This window comes from Pseudosporangium ferrugineum (assembly GCF_003002065.1).
Taxonomy (GTDB): Bacteria; Actinomycetota; Actinomycetes; order Mycobacteriales; family Micromonosporaceae; genus Actinoplanes; species Actinoplanes ferrugineus_A.
In genome coordinates this window covers 284,686-301,081 of the sequence record NZ_PVZG01000002.1, presented here as the reverse complement: position 1 = coordinate 301,081, position 16,396 = coordinate 284,686, and the positions used below count along the sequence as shown (strand labels likewise).

The 16,396-nt window shown below is 73.3% G+C and carries 17 protein-coding genes; 10 read left to right on the top strand and 7 right to left on the bottom strand.

The features are described from left to right. Positions 1 to 2: 2 nt before the first annotated feature. Genes CLV70_RS05575 through rfbB form a run of 5 tightly spaced genes read right to left on the bottom strand, consistent with a single transcriptional unit; the run spans position 3 to position 3,355 of the window. Entirely contained in the window at positions 3 to 695 is a 693-nt protein-coding gene (locus CLV70_RS05575) for an adenosylcobinamide amidohydrolase (protein WP_106125278.1), read from the bottom strand. Continuing rightward, positions 692 to 1,090, bottom strand: a complete 399-nt coding sequence (locus tag CLV70_RS05570; protein ID WP_245908040.1) for an MmcQ/YjbR family DNA-binding protein — start codon at positions 1,088 to 1,090, stop codon at positions 692 to 694. The genes CLV70_RS05575 and CLV70_RS05570 overlap by 4 nt, the downstream gene beginning before the upstream one ends. A 37-nt stretch (positions 1,091 to 1,127) precedes the next feature. Further along, entirely contained in the window at positions 1,128 to 1,508 is a 381-nt protein-coding gene (locus CLV70_RS05565; RefSeq protein ID WP_106125276.1) for a VOC family protein, read from the bottom strand. Positions 1,509 to 1,532: 24 nt separating this feature from the next. Then, on the bottom strand, positions 1,533 to 2,381 hold the full coding sequence (rfbD, locus tag CLV70_RS05560; protein WP_211303643.1) for a dTDP-4-dehydrorhamnose reductase: 849 nt from the start codon (positions 2,379 to 2,381) through the stop codon (positions 1,533 to 1,535). Beyond that, positions 2,381 to 3,355 (bottom strand): dTDP-glucose 4,6-dehydratase, encoded by a 975-nt coding sequence (gene rfbB / locus CLV70_RS05555; protein WP_106125275.1) that lies wholly within the window; start codon positions 3,353 to 3,355, stop codon positions 2,381 to 2,383. Before rfbB ends, rfbD begins: the two co-directional genes overlap by 1 nt. Positions 3,356 to 3,401: 46 nt before the next feature. Here rfbB and rfbA point away from each other — a divergent pair, with 46 nt between their 5' ends. From rfbA to CLV70_RS05535, 4 genes are all read left to right on the top strand, one after another. Then, the gene (rfbA, locus tag CLV70_RS05550; RefSeq protein ID WP_106125274.1) at positions 3,402 to 4,286 is read left to right on the top strand and encodes a glucose-1-phosphate thymidylyltransferase RfbA; all 885 of its coding nucleotides are present in this window, start codon (positions 3,402 to 3,404) and stop codon (positions 4,284 to 4,286) included. Next, positions 4,283 to 4,912 (top strand): dTDP-4-dehydrorhamnose 3,5-epimerase family protein, encoded by a 630-nt coding sequence (locus CLV70_RS05545; protein WP_106125273.1) that lies wholly within the window; start codon positions 4,283 to 4,285, stop codon positions 4,910 to 4,912. The genes rfbA and CLV70_RS05545 overlap by 4 nt, the downstream gene beginning before the upstream one ends. A gap of 284 nt (positions 4,913 to 5,196) precedes the next feature. After that, positions 5,197 to 6,693 carry a sugar transferase gene (locus CLV70_RS05540; RefSeq protein WP_106125272.1) on the top strand — a complete coding sequence of 499 codons (1,497 nt, stop codon included), beginning with the start codon at positions 5,197 to 5,199 and terminating at the stop codon, positions 6,691 to 6,693. A gap of 111 nt (positions 6,694 to 6,804) precedes the next feature. Then, on the top strand, positions 6,805 to 8,130 hold the full coding sequence (locus tag CLV70_RS05535) for a UDP-glucose dehydrogenase family protein (RefSeq protein ID WP_106125271.1): 1,326 nt from the start codon (positions 6,805 to 6,807) through the stop codon (positions 8,128 to 8,130). A 97-nt stretch (positions 8,131 to 8,227) separates the two neighbouring features. Here the strand turns inward: CLV70_RS05535 and CLV70_RS05530 are convergent, their stop codons facing one another. Continuing rightward, positions 8,228 to 8,884, bottom strand: coding sequence for a class I SAM-dependent methyltransferase (locus CLV70_RS05530; RefSeq protein ID WP_106125270.1), 657 nt, complete (start codon positions 8,882 to 8,884; stop codon positions 8,228 to 8,230). Positions 8,885 to 9,526: 642 nt separating this feature from the next. On the opposite strand from CLV70_RS05530, the gene CLV70_RS39595 reads away from it, so the two are divergent. The 6 genes from CLV70_RS39595 to CLV70_RS05500 are packed head-to-tail and all read left to right on the top strand — an operon-like array spanning position 9,527 to position 15,344. Continuing rightward, complete coding sequence (locus CLV70_RS39595) at positions 9,527 to 10,588, top strand: acyltransferase family protein (protein WP_158277713.1); 1,062 nt, start codon at positions 9,527 to 9,529, stop codon at positions 10,586 to 10,588. A gap of 22 nt (positions 10,589 to 10,610) precedes the next feature. Beyond that, on the top strand, positions 10,611 to 11,903 hold the full coding sequence (locus tag CLV70_RS05520; protein ID WP_106125268.1) for a glycosyltransferase family 4 protein: 1,293 nt from the start codon (positions 10,611 to 10,613) through the stop codon (positions 11,901 to 11,903). Next, entirely contained in the window at positions 11,900 to 12,736 is an 837-nt protein-coding gene (locus CLV70_RS05515; protein WP_106125267.1) for a glycosyltransferase, read from the top strand. Before CLV70_RS05520 ends, CLV70_RS05515 begins: the two co-directional genes overlap by 4 nt. Before the next feature lie 9 nt (positions 12,737 to 12,745). Beyond that, on the top strand, positions 12,746 to 13,414 hold the full coding sequence (locus CLV70_RS05510; RefSeq protein ID WP_106125266.1) for a polysaccharide deacetylase family protein: 669 nt from the start codon (positions 12,746 to 12,748) through the stop codon (positions 13,412 to 13,414). Beyond that, entirely contained in the window at positions 13,405 to 14,589 is a 1,185-nt protein-coding gene (locus CLV70_RS05505; protein ID WP_106125265.1) for a hypothetical protein, read from the top strand. Before CLV70_RS05510 ends, CLV70_RS05505 begins: the two co-directional genes overlap by 10 nt. Continuing rightward, positions 14,586 to 15,344 carry a PHP domain-containing protein gene (locus tag CLV70_RS05500; RefSeq protein ID WP_106125264.1) on the top strand — a complete coding sequence of 253 codons (759 nt, stop codon included), beginning with the start codon at positions 14,586 to 14,588 and terminating at the stop codon, positions 15,342 to 15,344. The genes CLV70_RS05505 and CLV70_RS05500 overlap by 4 nt, the downstream gene beginning before the upstream one ends. A gap of 7 nt (positions 15,345 to 15,351) precedes the next feature. On the opposite strand, the gene CLV70_RS05495 is transcribed toward CLV70_RS05500, so the two are convergent. Beyond that, positions 15,352 to 16,284, bottom strand: coding sequence for a glycosyltransferase (locus tag CLV70_RS05495; protein ID WP_106125263.1), 933 nt, complete (start codon positions 16,282 to 16,284; stop codon positions 15,352 to 15,354). Positions 16,285 to 16,396 lie beyond the last annotated feature (112 nt).

Sequence of the window (16,396 nt, the reverse complement as noted above, 5' to 3'; positions counted from 1 at the left end):
GGTCAGGTCGCGGCGGGCGCTCTGGACGGGACCGGCAGGTCCTGGCGGTCGGACCAGGCGGCCCGGCCCTTCGCCGCGCCGCCGGTGAGGACCGCGCGGTGGGCCGCCCGGGCCAGGTGCCGGCCCCACTCGGCGCGCGGGCCCGCGTACGCCGCGGCCGGGCCGTCCGGCGGGCAGAGGACCGCCACCGCGTCGGTCGCCGTGCCGGTGGCGGCCAGGCCGAGCTCCCGGATCGCCTGCGTCTTCGCCTCGGTGACGGTCGCGACGGCGTTCACCAGCGCGCCGTCGCTCAGCCGCCGCGGCACCCAGGCGACGATGTTGATCGTGCCGGCGTGCGGCGGGACCGGGTCGTCGTCGGCCGCCGCCTGGATCGGGGCGCCGAGGCCGACCGTCGCCCACAGGCGCACTCCCCCGTCGTCCGCGGCCACCAGGCCGGCCACGTCGACCCCGGTCAGCAGGCCCACGCCCGGCCCGGACAACCCGAGGCCGCCGGCGATCTCGCCCAGGTGCGTGGCCGGGTCGTCCCGGTCGTAGGACATCGGTACGGTCGCGTTCACCACCCACCGGCACGGCCCGATCCCGCCCCCGACCACGGCCGACGAGATGGCCAGCACCGGCGCACCCGGCCGCCACACGAGCACCGGAACCTCCCGGCCCTCCTCGGCCCGCCGGGTCAGCACGGGCGCCCCGATCACGCCCGGCCGCCGTCCAGCAGCGCCACACGCCGCTTCCCCGCCGTACGCCGGTAGCCGGTCTCGATCAGTTCGCCGATCTCGTCCCAGCAGGTGTCGTCGCCGAGGTCCACCCCGAGCCACCCGGACGCCCCCAGATAGGCCGGCAGGTAACACCGCGCCTCACCGAGCAGCGCCGCCCGCTCCCCCGGATCGAGCAGCACCAGCACCGAATGCTCGTGCCGCTGATAGACCCCGTCGACCTTCACCGAGCCACCGTAGTAGGCGAAGACCCTGGTCGTGTAGAACGCCGGATGCCCGTGCGAGATCTTCTCGGCCGCACCGGGCAACGCGAGCGCGAACGCCCGCACCCGGCCGAGCAGCGGGTCGGCGTCGTCGAACATGATCGGGTGACTCACCCCCAAGGTCTATCACGGTGCCCGTCCCACGGGCCCGTCAGAGGGGGTCGAGGCGGCCCTTGAGCAGGCAGAATTCGTTGCCCTCGGGGTCGGCGAGGACGTGCCAGGACTCCTGGCCGGTCTGGCCGATGTCGGCGCGGCGGGCGCCGAGGGCGAGGAGGCGTTCGAGTTCGGCGTCCTGGTCGCGGTCGGTGGCGTTGACGTCGATGTGGAGGCGGGACTTGCCGGGCTCGGGCTCGGCGCGGCGGCTCAGGAAGAGGGTCGGCTGGGGGCCGCCGAAGCCCTCGCGGGGGCCGATCTCCACCGAGCCGTCGTCCTCGCGGGCGAGGACGACGAAGTCCAGGACCTCGCACCAGAAGCGGGCCAGGGCCTCGGGGTCGCGGCAACCGAGGACGAGTTCGCCGATACGACATGCCATGGGCGTGACCGTACCGGAGCCGGGTCAGGGGCGCAGCAGGGCCGGCATCGCCTCGGTGAGCATGGCGCGCCAGTGCGGCAGGGGTGCCACGCCCGTGCCGGACCAGCGGTCGTGGCCGAGCACGCTGTAGGCGGGGCGGCGGGCCGGGCGGGGGAAGCGGTCGCTGGTGGTCGGGCGTACCCGGTCCGGGTCGAGGCCCGCCTCGGCGAAGACGGCGCGGGCGAGGCCGTACCAGGTGGTCGAGCCGGCGGCGGTGCCGTGGTACGCCCCCGGCGCGGCGTGGCCGGCCGTCGCTGCGGTGGCCAGCGCGACCAGCTGGCGGGCCAGGGCGTACGACCACGTCGGCGGGCCCTGCTGGTCGTCGACGACCTCGAGGGTGTCGCGTTCGGCGGCGAGGCGCAGCATCGTACGGACGAAGTTGGGGCCGTGCTCGCCGTAGAGCCACGCGGTCCGCACGACGTACCCGCCGGCGTCCAGGACGGCCCGTTCGCCGGCGGCCTTGCTGCGCCCGTACGCGTTGACCGGCGCCGCCGGCGTGTCCTCCGGGTACGGTGCGGTGCCCGTACCGTCGAAGACGTAGTCGGTCGAGAGGTGGACGAGCCTCTTCCCGGCCGCGGCGGCGAGGTGGCGCACGCCGTCGCCGTTGACCGCGATCGCTTGCGCCTCAGCGGTTTCCGCACCGTCCACATCGGTCCAGGCGGCGGCGTTGAGCACGATGTCCGCGCCCGCCACCGCCTCGCGCACCGCGTCCGGATCGGTGACGTCGAGGTCGGCGCGCGACGCCGCTCGCACGTCGGTCTCCCCCGCTTCGGCCAGGACCGTCCGCAGGTCGTGGCCGAGCATGCCGCCGGCGCCGGTGACGAGCCAGCGCATCAGGCGGTCCGGGCCTTGAGCGGCTCCCACCACTGCCGGTTGTCGCGATACCAGGCGACCGTGGCGGCGAGCCCTTCCACGATGCCGGTCCGGGGCGCGTAGCCGAGTTCGTCGCCGATCTTCGTGATGTCCAGGGAGTAGCGGCGGTCGTGACCCTTGCGGTCGGCCACCGGGCGGACCCGGTCCCAGCCCGCGCCGCAGGCCTCGAGCAGCCTGCCGGTCAGCTCGCGGTTGCTCAGCTCGGTGCCGCCGCCGATGTGGTAGACCTCGCCGGCCCGGCCCTTCTCCAGCACCAGCTGGATGCCGCGGCAGTGGTCCGACACGTGCAGCCAGTCGCGGATGTTGCCGCCGTCGCCGTAGAGCGGCACCTCCTTGCCGTCCAGCAGGTTAGTCACGAACAGCGGGATGACCTTCTCGGGGAACTGGCGGGGCCCGTAGTTGTTGGAGCAGCGGGTCACCACGACATCCATGCCATGGGTACGGTGTGCCGCCAGCGCCAGCAGGTCCGAGCCGGCCTTCGAGGCGGCGTACGGCGAGTTCGGCGCGAGCGGCCACGTCTCGGTCCACGAGCCCTCCTCGATCGAGCCGTACACCTCGTCGGTGGAGACGTGCACGAACCGGCCGACCCCCGCCTCGCGCGCGGCGTCGAGCAGCACCTGGGTGCCGAGGACGTTGGTGGTGACGAAAGGTACGGCTCCGGCGATCGACCGGTCCACATGGGATTCCGCCGCGAAATGGACTATTGCGTCGTGACCACCAAGCAGCTCCCGCAACAGGGCGGAATCCGAGATGTCGCCCTGGACGAACCGTAGTCGGGAATCCGTCAAAGGGAGGTTCGCGCGATTACCGGAATAGGACAACAGGTCCAGAACCGTCACGGAGGCACCGGCGGCACCTGCGTAATCATCCGCGAGGAGGGCGCGTACATAGGCCGATCCGATGAATCCGGCGCCGCCGGTGACAAAAATCTGCACGGCTGGCGAGTGTAGTACCACTGCGCGTTCTGCTTAACCTTCCTGCGTGCGCGGAATTTTGCTCGCCGGTGGCACCGGCTCGCGGCTCTGGCCGATCACGATGGCCATGTCGAAACAGCTCATGCCCATCTTCGACAAACCGATGGTGTACTACCCGCTGACCACGCTCGTGTCCGCCGGCATCCGCGAGATCCTCGTCGTCACGACGCCCGAGGATCAGCCGCACTTCCGCCGGTTGCTGGGCGACGGCAGCCGCTTCGGGCTCTCCCTGTCGTACGCGGAACAGCCGGAACCGGACGGCATCGCCCAGGCTTTCCGGATCGGGGCGGACTTCATCGGCGACGAGCCCGTGGCCCTCATCCTGGGGGACAACATCTTCCACGGCGTCGGCCTGGGGCGGCAGCTGGCCCGGTTCGGCGAGCCGGCGGGCGGCCGCGTCTTCGCGTACCCGGTCGCCGATCCGCACCGCTACGGGGTGGTCGAGTTCGACGACGCCGGCAGGGTGCTCTCGATCGAGGAGAAGCCGGAGCGGCCCAAGTCCACGTACGTCGTGCCGGGCCTCTACTTCTACGACGCCGACGTGGTGCGGATCGCGGAGAAGCTGGAGCCCAGCGAGCGCGGCGAGCTCGAGATCACCGCGGTGAACGAGGAATATCTGCGCCAGGGCCGGCTCGACGTGACGGTCCTCGACCGGGGCACGGTCTGGCTGGACACCGGCACCTTCCAGTCGATGGTGCAGGCCTCGGAGTACGTCCGGGTGATCGAGGAGCGCCAGGGCATGAAGATCGGCTGCGTCGAGGAGGCGGCCTGGCGGCTCGGCTTCATCTCCGGCGACCAGCTGCGGGAGTTGGCCGGGCCGCTGATGAAGAGCGGGTACGGCGAATATCTGGTGCGCCTGCTCGACCGCGACCGGTTCGGGGGTGCCCGGTGAAGATCCGCTCGCTGGGCATCGAGGGGGCGTACGAGGTGACCCCGGTGCAGCACCGCGACGCGCGCGGCTCGTTCCTGGAGTGGTACCGCTTCGACGCGCTCGCCGAGGCGGTCGGGCATCCGCTGGAACTGGCCCAGGCCAACCTCTCCACGTCGGCCCGGGGCGTCGTGCGGGGCATCCACTTCGCCGACGTGCCGCCCGGGCAGGCCAAGTACGTCACGTGCGTCGCGGGCTCCGTGCTCGACGTGGTGGTGGACCTGCGCGTCGGGTCGCCCACGTTCGGGCTGTGGGAGGCCGTACCGCTCGACGACGAGGAGCGCCGGGCGGTGTATCTCGCCGAGGGGCTGGGGCACGGGTTCTGCGCCCTCTCCGAGGGCGCGACGGTGGCATACCTGTGCTCGTCCACGTACCGGCCCGGGCACGAGCACGGCATCCACCCGCTGGATCCGGAGCTCGGCATCGCCTGGCCGGCCGCCGCGCCCGCGCTGTCCACGAAGGACGCCGACGCGCCGGACCTGGCCACCGCGGCGGCGGCCGGGCTGCTGCCGCAATACGAGAAGTGTGTTACCTATATCGAAACAAGGCGTCGGGTTGACGACATCTCCTCATCCCCGCCGACCGATTGACCACACACCATTCCGGTAGTAGGAGTTCGGCACCGCGGCGCATTTCCGCCACGGTGTGGGACGAATCCGTGCCGAGAATCTGATAGGTCCGATCTGACCACCTTGCACCCTTATCGCTTCCTGCCTCATCCGATTCGGCAACCGTATCGAACGGAAAGATGTAGCGCGGACAGGGCGCCATTCAGCAGTCTTTCTCGTGTGTCACACGGGTTACCGCGCGGCACGACCGGCAAGCCGGGAGAACAAGACCTCGGGTTCGCTGCGATCCATGACGGGGGCAAGGCGTGCAGACGATCGAACCGGTGTCGACGCTCGGGGTGACCGACGCGTCCACGCAGTTCAACCGGCCCTTCCGGGCGGGCGTGGACCGCGCCGGATGGCAGAGCAGGTACGTCCTGATCCTCTTCCTCATCGACTCGGTCGTCGGCCTCTGCGCCGCGTCCCTGGCCCTGGTGGTGCGATTCGGCTCGACCGGCGCCGAGCCGTACATGCGCGGCTATTTGTTGTTGACGTTCATAATGCCGATCGCCTGGATCCTCTGCCTCACCGTCAATCGGGCGCACGAGCCCCGCCACCTGTTCGTCGGCACCGACGAGTACGCCCGGGTGTTCCGCTCGGGATTGGCGCTGACCGCCGGGCTCGCCATTGTTTCCTTCGCGTTCGACCTGCGTCTGGCCCGCGGCTACGTCAGCATCGCCCTGCCGCTCGCGATCGTCGTCGATCTCGGCGCCCGGTACATGTTCCGCCAGGCCCTGCACCGTTCGTGGGCCCGCGGCGAGCGGCTGCACCGGGTCATCCTGGTCGGCCACGAGCGGGCGGTCGCCGACATGACCCGCCGGCTGCGCCGGGAACGCCACCACGGTCTCGGCGTCATCGGGGCCTGCCTGCCGCCCGGCCCGCGCCGCGACGGCTTCACGCCCGGCCTGCCGCCCATCTACGGCACCTTCGACGGCGTCGCGTCGGCGGTCATCCGCGCGCACGCCGACACGGTGGTCGTGCTCTCCTGCCCCGAGATCGACGGTACGGCCCTGCGCCAGCTGGCCTGGCAGCTCGAGCGCGACGACATCGACCTCATCGTGGCCAGCACGCTGGTCGACGTGGCCGGCGACCGCACCACGATCCGCCCGGTCGACGGGCTGCCGATGCTGCACGTCGAACATCCGCGCCTCAAGGGCAGCGCCCGCATCGTCAAGGCCGTCTTCGACCGGGTCGGCGCGCTGCTGCTGCTGCTCGCCGCCGCCCCGCTGCTGGTCGCGATCGCCGCGATCGTACGGCTGGGGCGCGACGCCCGGGGCCCGGCCATCTTCCGGCAGGAGCGCGTCGGCAAGGACGGCCGGCCGTTCATGCTCTACAAGTTCCGCACCATGCACGTGGACGCCGAGGCGCGCCTGGCCGAGCTGCGGAACCTCAACGACCACGACGGCATGCTGTTCAAGATGCGCAACGATCCGCGCGTCACCCCGATCGGCCGGTGGCTGCGCCGGTTCTCCCTCGACGAGCTGCCCCAGCTGGTGAACGTCATCAAGGGCGACATGTCGCTGGTGGGCCCGCGACCGCCGCTGGCCGGCGAGGTGGCCGGCTATCCGGCCGACATGCGCCGCCGGCTCGTGGTCAAGCCCGGCCTGACCGGCCTGTGGCAGGTCTCCGGGCGCTCCGACCTGTCCTGGGAGGAGTCGATCCGGCTCGACCTCACGTACGTCGAGAACTGGTCGCTCGCCATGGATCTCGCCATCCTCGCCCGTACCGTCAGCGCGGTCGTCCGCAGCTCGGGCGCGTACTGAACTTTTTCAACGTGGCGAGGCCGGCAGTTGCCGCCGCTGGTCGACGGCGCGGCACCGTCGGGCTCGATGTCAGGTTGAAAATGGTTCACTGAACACCTGGGAAGGACAGCGATGGATTCGCGCCCCCGCATCACCGTCATCGGCACCGGCTACCTCGGCGCCACCCACGCGATCTGCATGGCCGTCATGGGTTACGAGGTCGTCGGCGTCGACGTGGACCCGGCCAAGGTGGACCGGCTGAACTCCGGCGAGGTGCCGTTCTTCGAGCCCGGCCTGCCCGAGCAGCTCGCCAAGGCGCTCGCCTCGGGCCGGTTGCGCTTCACCACCTCGTTCCGGGAGGCCGGGGAGTTCGGCGACGTCCACTTCATCTGCGTCGGCACCCCGCAGCAGCCGGATTCCGAGGCCGCGGATCTCACGTACGTGGACGCTGCCGTCACCGCGCTCGCCGCGCACCTGCACCGCCGCGCCCTGGTCGTGGGCAAGTCGACCGTCCCGGTGGGCACCGCGGCCCGGCTGGCGGCGCTGCTGACGTCGCTCGCACCGGCCGGCGAACGGGTCGAACTGGCCTGGAACCCCGAGTTCCTGCGCGAGGGTTTCGCCGTGGACGACACCATGCGGCCCGACCGGCTCGTCTTCGGCGTCACCTCCGCGTGGTCGGAGCAGCGACTGCGCGCGGCGTTCGCTCCCGTGCTGGCCCAGGGCGTACCCGTCAAGGTCACGGATCTGCAGACGGCCGAGCTCGTGAAGGTCGCGGCGAACTCGTTCCTGGCCACGAAGATCTCCTACATCAACGCGATGGCCGAGGTGTGCGAGGCGACCGGCGCGGACGTGCACGACCTCGCCGAGGCGCTGGCCTACGACGAACGCATCGGCGGCAAGTTCCTGCGCCCCGGGCTCGGCTTCGGCGGCGGCTGCCTGCCCAAGGACATCCGCGCCTTCGCGCACCGCGCCGAGGAGCTCGGCGTCGGCCAGGCCGTCGGTTTCCTGCGCGAGATCGACGGCATCAATCGCCGCCGCCGCGCCCGCACCGTCGACCTCGTCGTCGAGCTGTGCGGCGGAGACGTTGCCGGCAAACGGATCGCGGCCCTCGGCGCGGCGTTCAAGCCGAACTCCGACGACATCCGTGACGCGCCCGCGCTCGACGTGGCCGGCACCCTGCAGGCCATGGGCGCCGACGTCCGCGTCTTCGACCCCGCCGCGATGGGGAACGCCGCGAAGGCCTACCCCGGTCTGACGTACGCCACCAGCGCCCTCGACGCCGCCCGGGACGCGGACGCGGTCGTCCTGCTGACCGAGTGGACGGAATTCCGCCAGATCGAGCCGTCCGCGATGGCCGCCGTCGTCACGTCGGCACGGATCGTGGACGGGCGGCACGCCCTCGACCGCGCGACCTGGCGCGCCGCGGGATGGGAATACCGGGCCCTCGGCCGGCCCTGAGGCCCGGAACGGGCGCGCCGCCCGAGGTGCCGGCCCGGCCCGCCGCCGGAGCGCCGCCCGAGGTGCCGGCCCGGCCCGCCGCCGGGGCGCCGGGCCGTCAGGCGGCGCGGACAGCGATCAGCGACTTGGTGAGGCCGGCGAAGCGTTCGGCGCGCAGCGTGGAATCCGGGAAGTAGTACCGCATCTGGGTGCGGTCGAGCAGTTCCACCCACAGCACCGATTCCAGCGCCCCGGCCCGGTCGTCGGCCCGCGAGTGCACCAGCGGCCAGCGATGCGCCATGGTCGTGCGCGCCGCCGCCGGCAGGAACTGCATGCCCGGCGCCACCCAGTGCGGCTCGATCGGGAAGTACCGGTACGGCGTCTGCACCCAGTGCGAGTCGGCCAGGGCGTGCACCGCCTCGGCCAGCCGCAGCCGCCGCTCGTGGCCGCCGACGTGCTCGATGACCGAGTTGGAGTACACGAGGTCGTAGCGGCGCCCGCGGATAGCCTCCGGCAGGTCGCAGGCGTCGCCGTGGTCGACCTCGGCCCACGACGGCACGTCGCCGCTCTCCCGCTCGAGATTGACGACGTGCACGTGCTTCGGGCGTACGGGGGCGCCGGCCCAGCTGCTCACCCGGCCGCCGAGGTCGATGACGGACATCTCCGCGAGGTCGGGGAACTGCTCCGCCAGCCAGCCGGCGCGCCTGGCCCGCATCCGGTCGCCGAGCGATCCCGGACGGTCGACGAGGCGCCAGCGCAGAGAATGAAAGCCCACAGTCGTGCACGGTAACCAACCTCGGCCCGCGGCGACATGAGCCGTCGGCCATCCGGCACATCGAAGGGCCACGTTCGCGTTCCGTTCGGGCGATTGACGCCCGCCGGTGACTGTACTAAAGAATCTCCGCCCGGCGGCCGGGACGTCGCATTAAGACCACCGTGCACTGTGGACCGCCGGTTCGTCCGATCTGCGCGTCTTGCACTCATTCCGAATTTCTTTCAACCGATTCGCCATATCTCTCGAACGGAAGGGCCTACCGCGGCCCGCCCGGATTCAGCAGGGTTCTCGGGTGGGACTTGCGGGTCCGCGACGAAAGGCCGTTCCCTGCCATTTTCGCCATTGCGCTGCAATTCGGGCATCAGGGACCGGCCACCGGGGGTCGTGGTCGACGACGGAGGCGGTTGTGCAGGCAGAACGGCGTACGGACGGGGTCGCCGGATTCATTGCTGTCACTATTCCGACGCCATTCATCGTGGACTCCGGCGGCCGGCCCGTGGTATGGCGGGAACCGTTTCCCGTATTGTCGCGACGCCGACTCCGGCGACCGCCGGACGCCGGTATGGTGACGCCGTGACAGCCGTTGAGCCGGCTGCCGCGTCCCGGCGCAGTTCCTCTCCCATTCCTTCGCGTCTGCCGTCCTTGACCGGATTGCGGTTCGTCGCCGCATTTCTGGTCTTCGGTTTCCACGTCCACACCGAACGCCTGGTGGCGGACGGCCCGGCACGGACCGCGATGGAATGGGTGTTCAGCCCGGGCGCCGCCGGCGTCTCCTTCTTCTTCGTCCTGAGCGGCTTCGTGCTCACCTGGTCGGCCCGGCCCGGCGACACGGCCCGGCGCTTCTGGCGGCGCCGGGCGGCCCGGATCTATCCCGACCACCTGGCCACCTGGCTCGTCGCCGTCGCGCTGGCCGTGGCCGGCGGCAGCGGCGTCGCCCTGGCCGTGTGGCTGCCGAATCTGCTGCTGGTGCAGGCCTGGTCGCCCGACCTCGACGTGTTCTTCGGCCTCAACACCGTGAGCTGGTCGCTGGCATGCGAGGTGTTCTTCTACGCCCTGTTCCCGGTGCTGTATCTGCTTCTCCCGCGCCTGCCCGGCCGTGCGCTGTGGCCCGCGACGGCCGCGGCCCTGAGCCTCGTGTGGCTCGTGCCGGTGGCCGCCCACGCGCTGCCGCTCGCCGACCGGTACTGGTTCATCTGGGTCTTCCCGGTGAGCCGGCTGCCCGAGTTCGCCGCCGGCATGCTGCTCGCCAGGATCGTCCAGGAGGGACGGTGGCCGCGCCGCTTCGGCCTGGCACCGGCCACGGCCCTGGCGATCGCCGCCTACCTCGGCTCCCGCTGGCTGCCCGACGACTTCCGCATCGTGGCGGCCACGGTGATACCGCTGGCCCTGCTCGTCGCCGCCGTGGCCGCCGCCGACGTGGCCGGCACGCCCAGCCCGTGGCGCTCGTCGCGCTGGGTCCGGCTCGGCGAGCTCTCCTATGCCTTCTATCTGGTGCACCAGCTGGTGCTGCGGCTGGTGGTGCACGTCGCCGGCACCGGGCATCCGGCCGCCGCCGGCCTCGGCATCGCGCTCGTCTCCCTCGCCCTGGCGCTGGCCGGCAGCTGGCTGCTGCACGAGGGCGTCGAGAACCCCGCCATCCGGCTGCTCCTGCGCCGTCGCACCCCGCCGGCCACGGCCGGCTCCGCCCCCAAGCCCCGCACGTGACGACCGAGGAGGTTCCGGACGCATGACCAGCAACCGACCCCAGATCACCATCCTCATCGCGAATCTGCCGGCCGAACGCGACCGCCGGGTCATCCGCGAATGCCTGTCGCTGGAGGCGGCAGGCTACGACGTCACCGTCATCGCCCCGCGCGGCAACAAGGACCTGAAGGTTCTGCCCGGCAGCCGGGGTACGCGGCTGCGGCCGTACCCGATCGTGGTCTACGGGTCCGGGGTCCTGTCGTTCGTGGCGGAGTTCGCCTGGTCCTTCCTGTGCATCGCGGTCCGCCTGATCGCCGAGATCCTCGCGGGCCGGGCGCACGCGGTGCAGGTGTGCAACCCGCCGGACATCTACTGGCCGCTGGCGCTGCTGGTGCGCGCCCTCGGCCGGCCGTGGGTGTTCGACCACCACGACCTGTCCCCCGAGGTCTACGTGACCCGGTCCGGCGGCGCCCCGAACCGCATCGTGCTCGCCGTCCTCAAGTGGCAGGAGAGGCTCACGCTGCGCACCGCGTCGGCGGTCTTCTCCACCAACGAATCGTTCCGGGACCACGCCGTACGCCAGGGCATCCCCGCCGACCGGGTCACCGTGGTGCGCAACGGGCCCGCGCTCGCCGAGATCCGCCGGCCCGCCGAGGACCTCGCGGAGCCGTCGCAGGCCCCGCACCGCCTGGTCTACCTGGGCGTGCTGGGCCCGCAGGACAACGTCGAGGGCGCGGTGCTGGCGGCCGGCGAGCTGACCCGGCTGCGCGGCCGCGACGACTGGCGGCTCATCATCGCCGGCGACGGCGAATCGCTGCCGGCCCTGCACAAGCTCGTCGCCGAACGCGGGCTCGGCGACGTGGTCGAGTTCGCCGGCTGGCTGGACGGGCCGGCCGTGGACGACCTTCTGCGCCACGCGACGGTGGCGATCCAGCCCGATCTGCCGACCACGATGAACGACCTCTCCACGATGGCCAAGACGGTGGAGTACCTCGGCCGTGGGGTGCCCGTGGTCGCCGCCGACCTCACCGAGACCCGGCGCACGGCCGATGCGGCGGCGGTCTACGTGCCGACCGGCGCGCCGGAGGAGTTCGCCCGCGCGGTCAACGACCTCTTCGACGACGAGGCCCGGCGCCGCCGCATGCGCGAGACCGGGCTGTCCCGCTTCACCGAGCTGCTGTCCTGGGAGCACCAGGCACGCCGCTACGTGGCCGTCTGGAACCGCCTGCTGAAGCGCCGCGGTCCCCGGATCGTCATCCCCGCCCAGCGGACCGCGCCGGCCGGCCGCACGGCGGAGAACGGACGGCGCCCCGCCGAGCCGGCGGTGTCCGAGTGAGGCCCAGCGTCGTCATCGCCTCCTACAACGAGGAGGCGGTCATCGGGCGGTGCCTCGACGCGCTGCTCGCCGGCGCCGGTCCCGGCGGCCTGGACATCACCGTCGTCGCCAACGGCTGCACGGACGGCACGGCCGCGGTGGCGGCGGCCCGGCCGGGCGTACGCGTGCTCGAGCGGGCCCGGCCCGGCAAGGCGGCGGCCCTGAACGCCGGCGACGCCGCGGCGCGGGGGTTCCCGCGGTTCTACCTCGACGCCGACATCGTCGTGCCGCCCGGTGGCATCGCCGCCCTCGCCGCCGCACTCACCACCGGCGGCTCGCCGCCCCTGGCCGTGGTGCCGCGCCGCCGGCTCGACCTGGCCGGGCGTCCGGTGCCGGTACGGGCCTTCTACGCCATCAACGGGCGGCTGCCGGCGTACGACGGCGCGCTGTTCGGGCGGGGCCTCATCGGGGTGTCGGCCGCCGGGCGGGCGCGCTTCGCCGAGTTCCCCGACGTGATCGCCGACGACCTTTTCCTCGACTCGCAGTTCGCCGCCGCCGAGAAGCGCGAGGTCGCCGCGGTCGAGGTGGCGGTCGGCACCCCCCGGCGCACCCGCGACCTGCTCCGCCGCCTCGTGCGGGTGCGCGCCGGGAACGCCGCCCTGCGCGCCGGCGGACCGGGGCAGGTGCGGGCCGCCGTACGGTCCTCGTGGCTGCGCGACGTGGTCGTCCCCCGGCCCTGGCTCGCCCCCGCCGCCGTCTGCTACGTCGCGCTGACCGTCGGGGCGGCGCTGCTGGCCCGTCGCCGCGCCGGCGAGGTCGGCTGGGGACGCCCGTCGCAGGCCCCGATGCGGTAAGGAGGTCATATGTCCGCGCACCCCACCGTCAACGTCTGCTTCCACGGCGTCGGCACCCCGGGCCGGGAGCTCGAACCCGGCGAGGACCACTACTGGGTCTCCGTCGAACGGTTCCACGCCGTCCTCGACGAGGTGGCGACCTGGCCGTCGGTGCGGCTCAGCTTCGACGACGGCAACGCCTCCGACGTCGAGCTGGCCCTGCCCGCCCTGCTCGAGCGCGGGCTGACCGCCGAGTTCTTCCTGCTGGCCGGCCGCCTCGACCAGCCGGGCAGCGTGAGCACCGAGGGCGTCCGGGAGCTGCGCCGAGGCGGCATGCAGGTCGGCTCGCACGGCATGCGGCACCGGTCGTGGCGCGGGCTGAGCGAGGCCGACAGCGACGAGGAGTTCGTGGCCGCCCGCCAGGTGCTCGCCGAGGCGTCGGGCGCGCCGGTGACGACGGCGGCCTGCCCGCTGGGCCGCTACGACCGGCAGGTGATCACCCGGCTGCGCCGGCACGGCTACACCCGCGTCTACACCAGCGACCGGCGGCCCGCCCGGCCGGACGCCTGGCTCCAGCCGCGCTACAGCGTCCGCGAGCACGACGACCCGGCCGGCCTGCGCGCCGAGCTGCTCCGCAGGGCACCGCTGAGCCGCCGGCTGCGCGCCGCCGCGGTGGGTACGGTGAAGCGGTGGCGGTGAACGGGCCCCGGATCCTCCTTGGCTTCGCCGAGTCCCTGGCGGCCGTCGAGTCGGCCTGGTGCCTGCGCGACGCCGGCTTCGAGGTGGTGGCGTTCACCCGCGCCGGCATCCGTCCCGCGCTCGCCTCGGCCCGCGGCGTACGCGTCCTGCCGGTGCCCGCGCCCGAGTCCGGGGTGGCGGAAACGGCGGTCGCGGTGGCCGCCCTAATCGACGCGGAGCGCCCGGCGGCCGTGCTGCCGCTCGACGACGCGGCACTGCTCGTCGTCGACCGTCTCCCGCCCGGGGACACCGCGATCGCCGGGCCGGACCGCGACGCGCTGCGCGTGGCGCTCGACAAGAGCGAGCAGCTGGCGCTGGCCCGCAAGGCCGGCTTCGCGGTCCCGGAAACCCTGACCGTGCAGCCCGGCCCGCCGCCGGCCGAGGTGTTGCCCGGGGCCGGGCCGTGGATGGTCAAGTCCGCGCTGGCCGTGGTGGAGACCGATGGCCGGCTGGGCCGCCCCGCCGGTCGCATCGCCACGGAGGCCGGCGAGGTGGCCGCCGTCGCGGCCGGGATCGGCGGCCCCGCCCTCGTGCAGCCGCTCGTGGACGGCACCGGCGAGGGCCTGTTCGGCTATGCGGCCGGCGGCGAGGTGTACGCCCTGTCCGCCCACCGCCGCATCCGCATGATGAACCCGCGCGGCTCCGGTTCGAGCGCCTGTGCGTCCGTACCCGTGGATCCGGACCTGGTGGAACCGGCCCGGCAGTTCCTCGCCGAGGCCGGGTGGCAGGGCATCTTCATGCTGGAGCTGTTGCGCGACGCGGCCGGGCAGGCGTGGTTCATGGAGCTGAACGGGCGGGCGTGGGGCAGCATGGCGCTGGCCCGGCACCGCGGTCTCCCCTATCCCGAATGGGCCGTGCGCGGCACCCTGGACCCCGCCTTCCGGCCGCCCGCCGGGCCCGAGGCGCCGCATCTCGTGTGCCGGCATCTCGGCCGCGAGGCGGTGCACCTGCTGGCCGTCCTGCGCGGCGCCCGCGGCGCCGACGCGGGGCGCTGGCCCGGGCGGGCCGCCACGCTGGCCGCGATGCTCCGGCCCCGGCGCGGCACCCGGTGGTACCACGCGCGGCGCGGTGAGACCGCCGTGCTGGCCCGCGACACCTGGCAGACCGTCTCCGCCCAGCTGCGGCGGCGCGGATGACGACCGTACGCGCGGCGGCGCACGTGCATTCCGAATGGTCCGACGACGCCACGTGGTCGCTGCCCGCCATCGCCGCCGCGTTCGGCGAGCGGGGCTACGGCGTCGTGCTCCTGGCCGACCACAGCAGGGAATTCCCCGCCGGGCGGCTCGACGAGTACCGGGCCGCCTGCGCGGCGGCCAGCACGCCGGAGGTGCTGCTGGTGCCCGGCATCGAGTACAACGACCCGGACAATCTCGTGCACGTGCCGGTCTGGGGCGACGTGCCGTTCTACGGTGCGACGCCGGACATCGGCGGGCTGCTGGCGAAGGTGGCCGCGGACGGCGGCAGCGCGGTGCTCGCCCACCCGTGGCGGCGCGACGCGTGGCGGCGCTACGACCCGGCCTGGTCGCCGCTGCTGACCGCCGTCGAGGTGTGGAACCGCAAGTACGACGGGGTGGCCCCCAACCGGCACGCGGCCGCCCTGGCCCGGCGGGAAGGGCTGCCGTCCTTCGCCGCCGTGGACTTCCACACCCGGCGCCAGTTCTTCCCGCTGGCGGTGGCACTGCGGCTGGACACCGGACGGCCGGATCCCCAGGCGGTGTACCGGTCCCTGCGGTCGCGGCAGTTCGAGGCCGTCTTCCGCGACCGGCCGGTGAGCGGCCTGGCCGGCGGTGGCGGCGGACGCGCGGCGAAGGCCGCCGGCCGCGCGATGGAGGTCGTCGAACGGGCCCGGCGAACCTCCGCCCCCGTCCTGCGCCGCCTGCGCCGCAACTGATCGGGCGTCAGCCGCGCCGGACCATCCACTCCGGACCGGGAGCGGTGCGCAGCAGGCGCGGGCTGGTGAGCGCGGTCGCCGCCGCCCGGCTCGCCGGGTTGCCGAGCACCGCCCGCGACGCCTCGCGCAGCACGAGCGCCGACCAGTAGAGCGCGGTGGCCCAGGCGCGGTGGCGGCGGCGGTAGAGGCGGACCCGGTTGACGCTCAGCATCGCCCACAGCCGCGGCGACACCTTCGATTCGCCCTCCAGGTGCACGACGAGGGCCCGCGGCGCCAGCCGGGTCAGCAGCCCGGCGTCGCGGGCCCGCAGCGCGAAGTCGGTCTCCTCCGAGTAGAGGAAGAACGACTCGTCCCACGGGGCGACCCGGCGCCAGCACTCGGCGCTGATCAGCATCGCCGAGCCGGCGCCCCAGTCGGCGACGGTCTCCTCGGCGTAGCTGCGCTCGCCGGCGACCAGCTCGCCGAGCCACGGGTAGCGGGTGGCCCGGGACGCGCCGAGCAGCGCGTCCCCGAACGCCCGCGGGATGGACGGTTCCCGGCGCAGGGCCGCGATCTGCGAGCCGTCCCCGCGCTCCATGCGCGGCACCACGATCCCCGCTCCGGTACGCCGCAGCACCTCCACCAGCTCCCGGCCGCACCCGGGCGTGAGCCGGATGTCCGGGTTGAGCACCAGCACGGCCGTGTGCTCCCCGGCGGCGGCCACCGCGGCGTTGATCCCGGCGGCGTACCCGGCGTTGCGGCCCATCTCGACCACCCGGGCCGCGGGCAGCAGGCGGCGCACGGTCGCCACGCTTTCGTCGGCGGAGGCGTTGTCCGCGACGGTCAGGTGCCAGGAGAGCCCGTCGAGGCCCTGCTCCAGCGTCGTCAGCAGCCCCGGCAGCACGGCCTCGCTGTGGTAGGTGACGACGACCACGGCGATCGTCTCCTCGGCGTCGGTCAACGCGGCTCCTCACGTACGGCGGCGGGCACGGCCGCCACCATCCTGCCAATCGCGGGGCCCGCGCGGTTCCCCCGGACGGACACCCCGGACTGTCGGGTATTCGTCGCCGCCC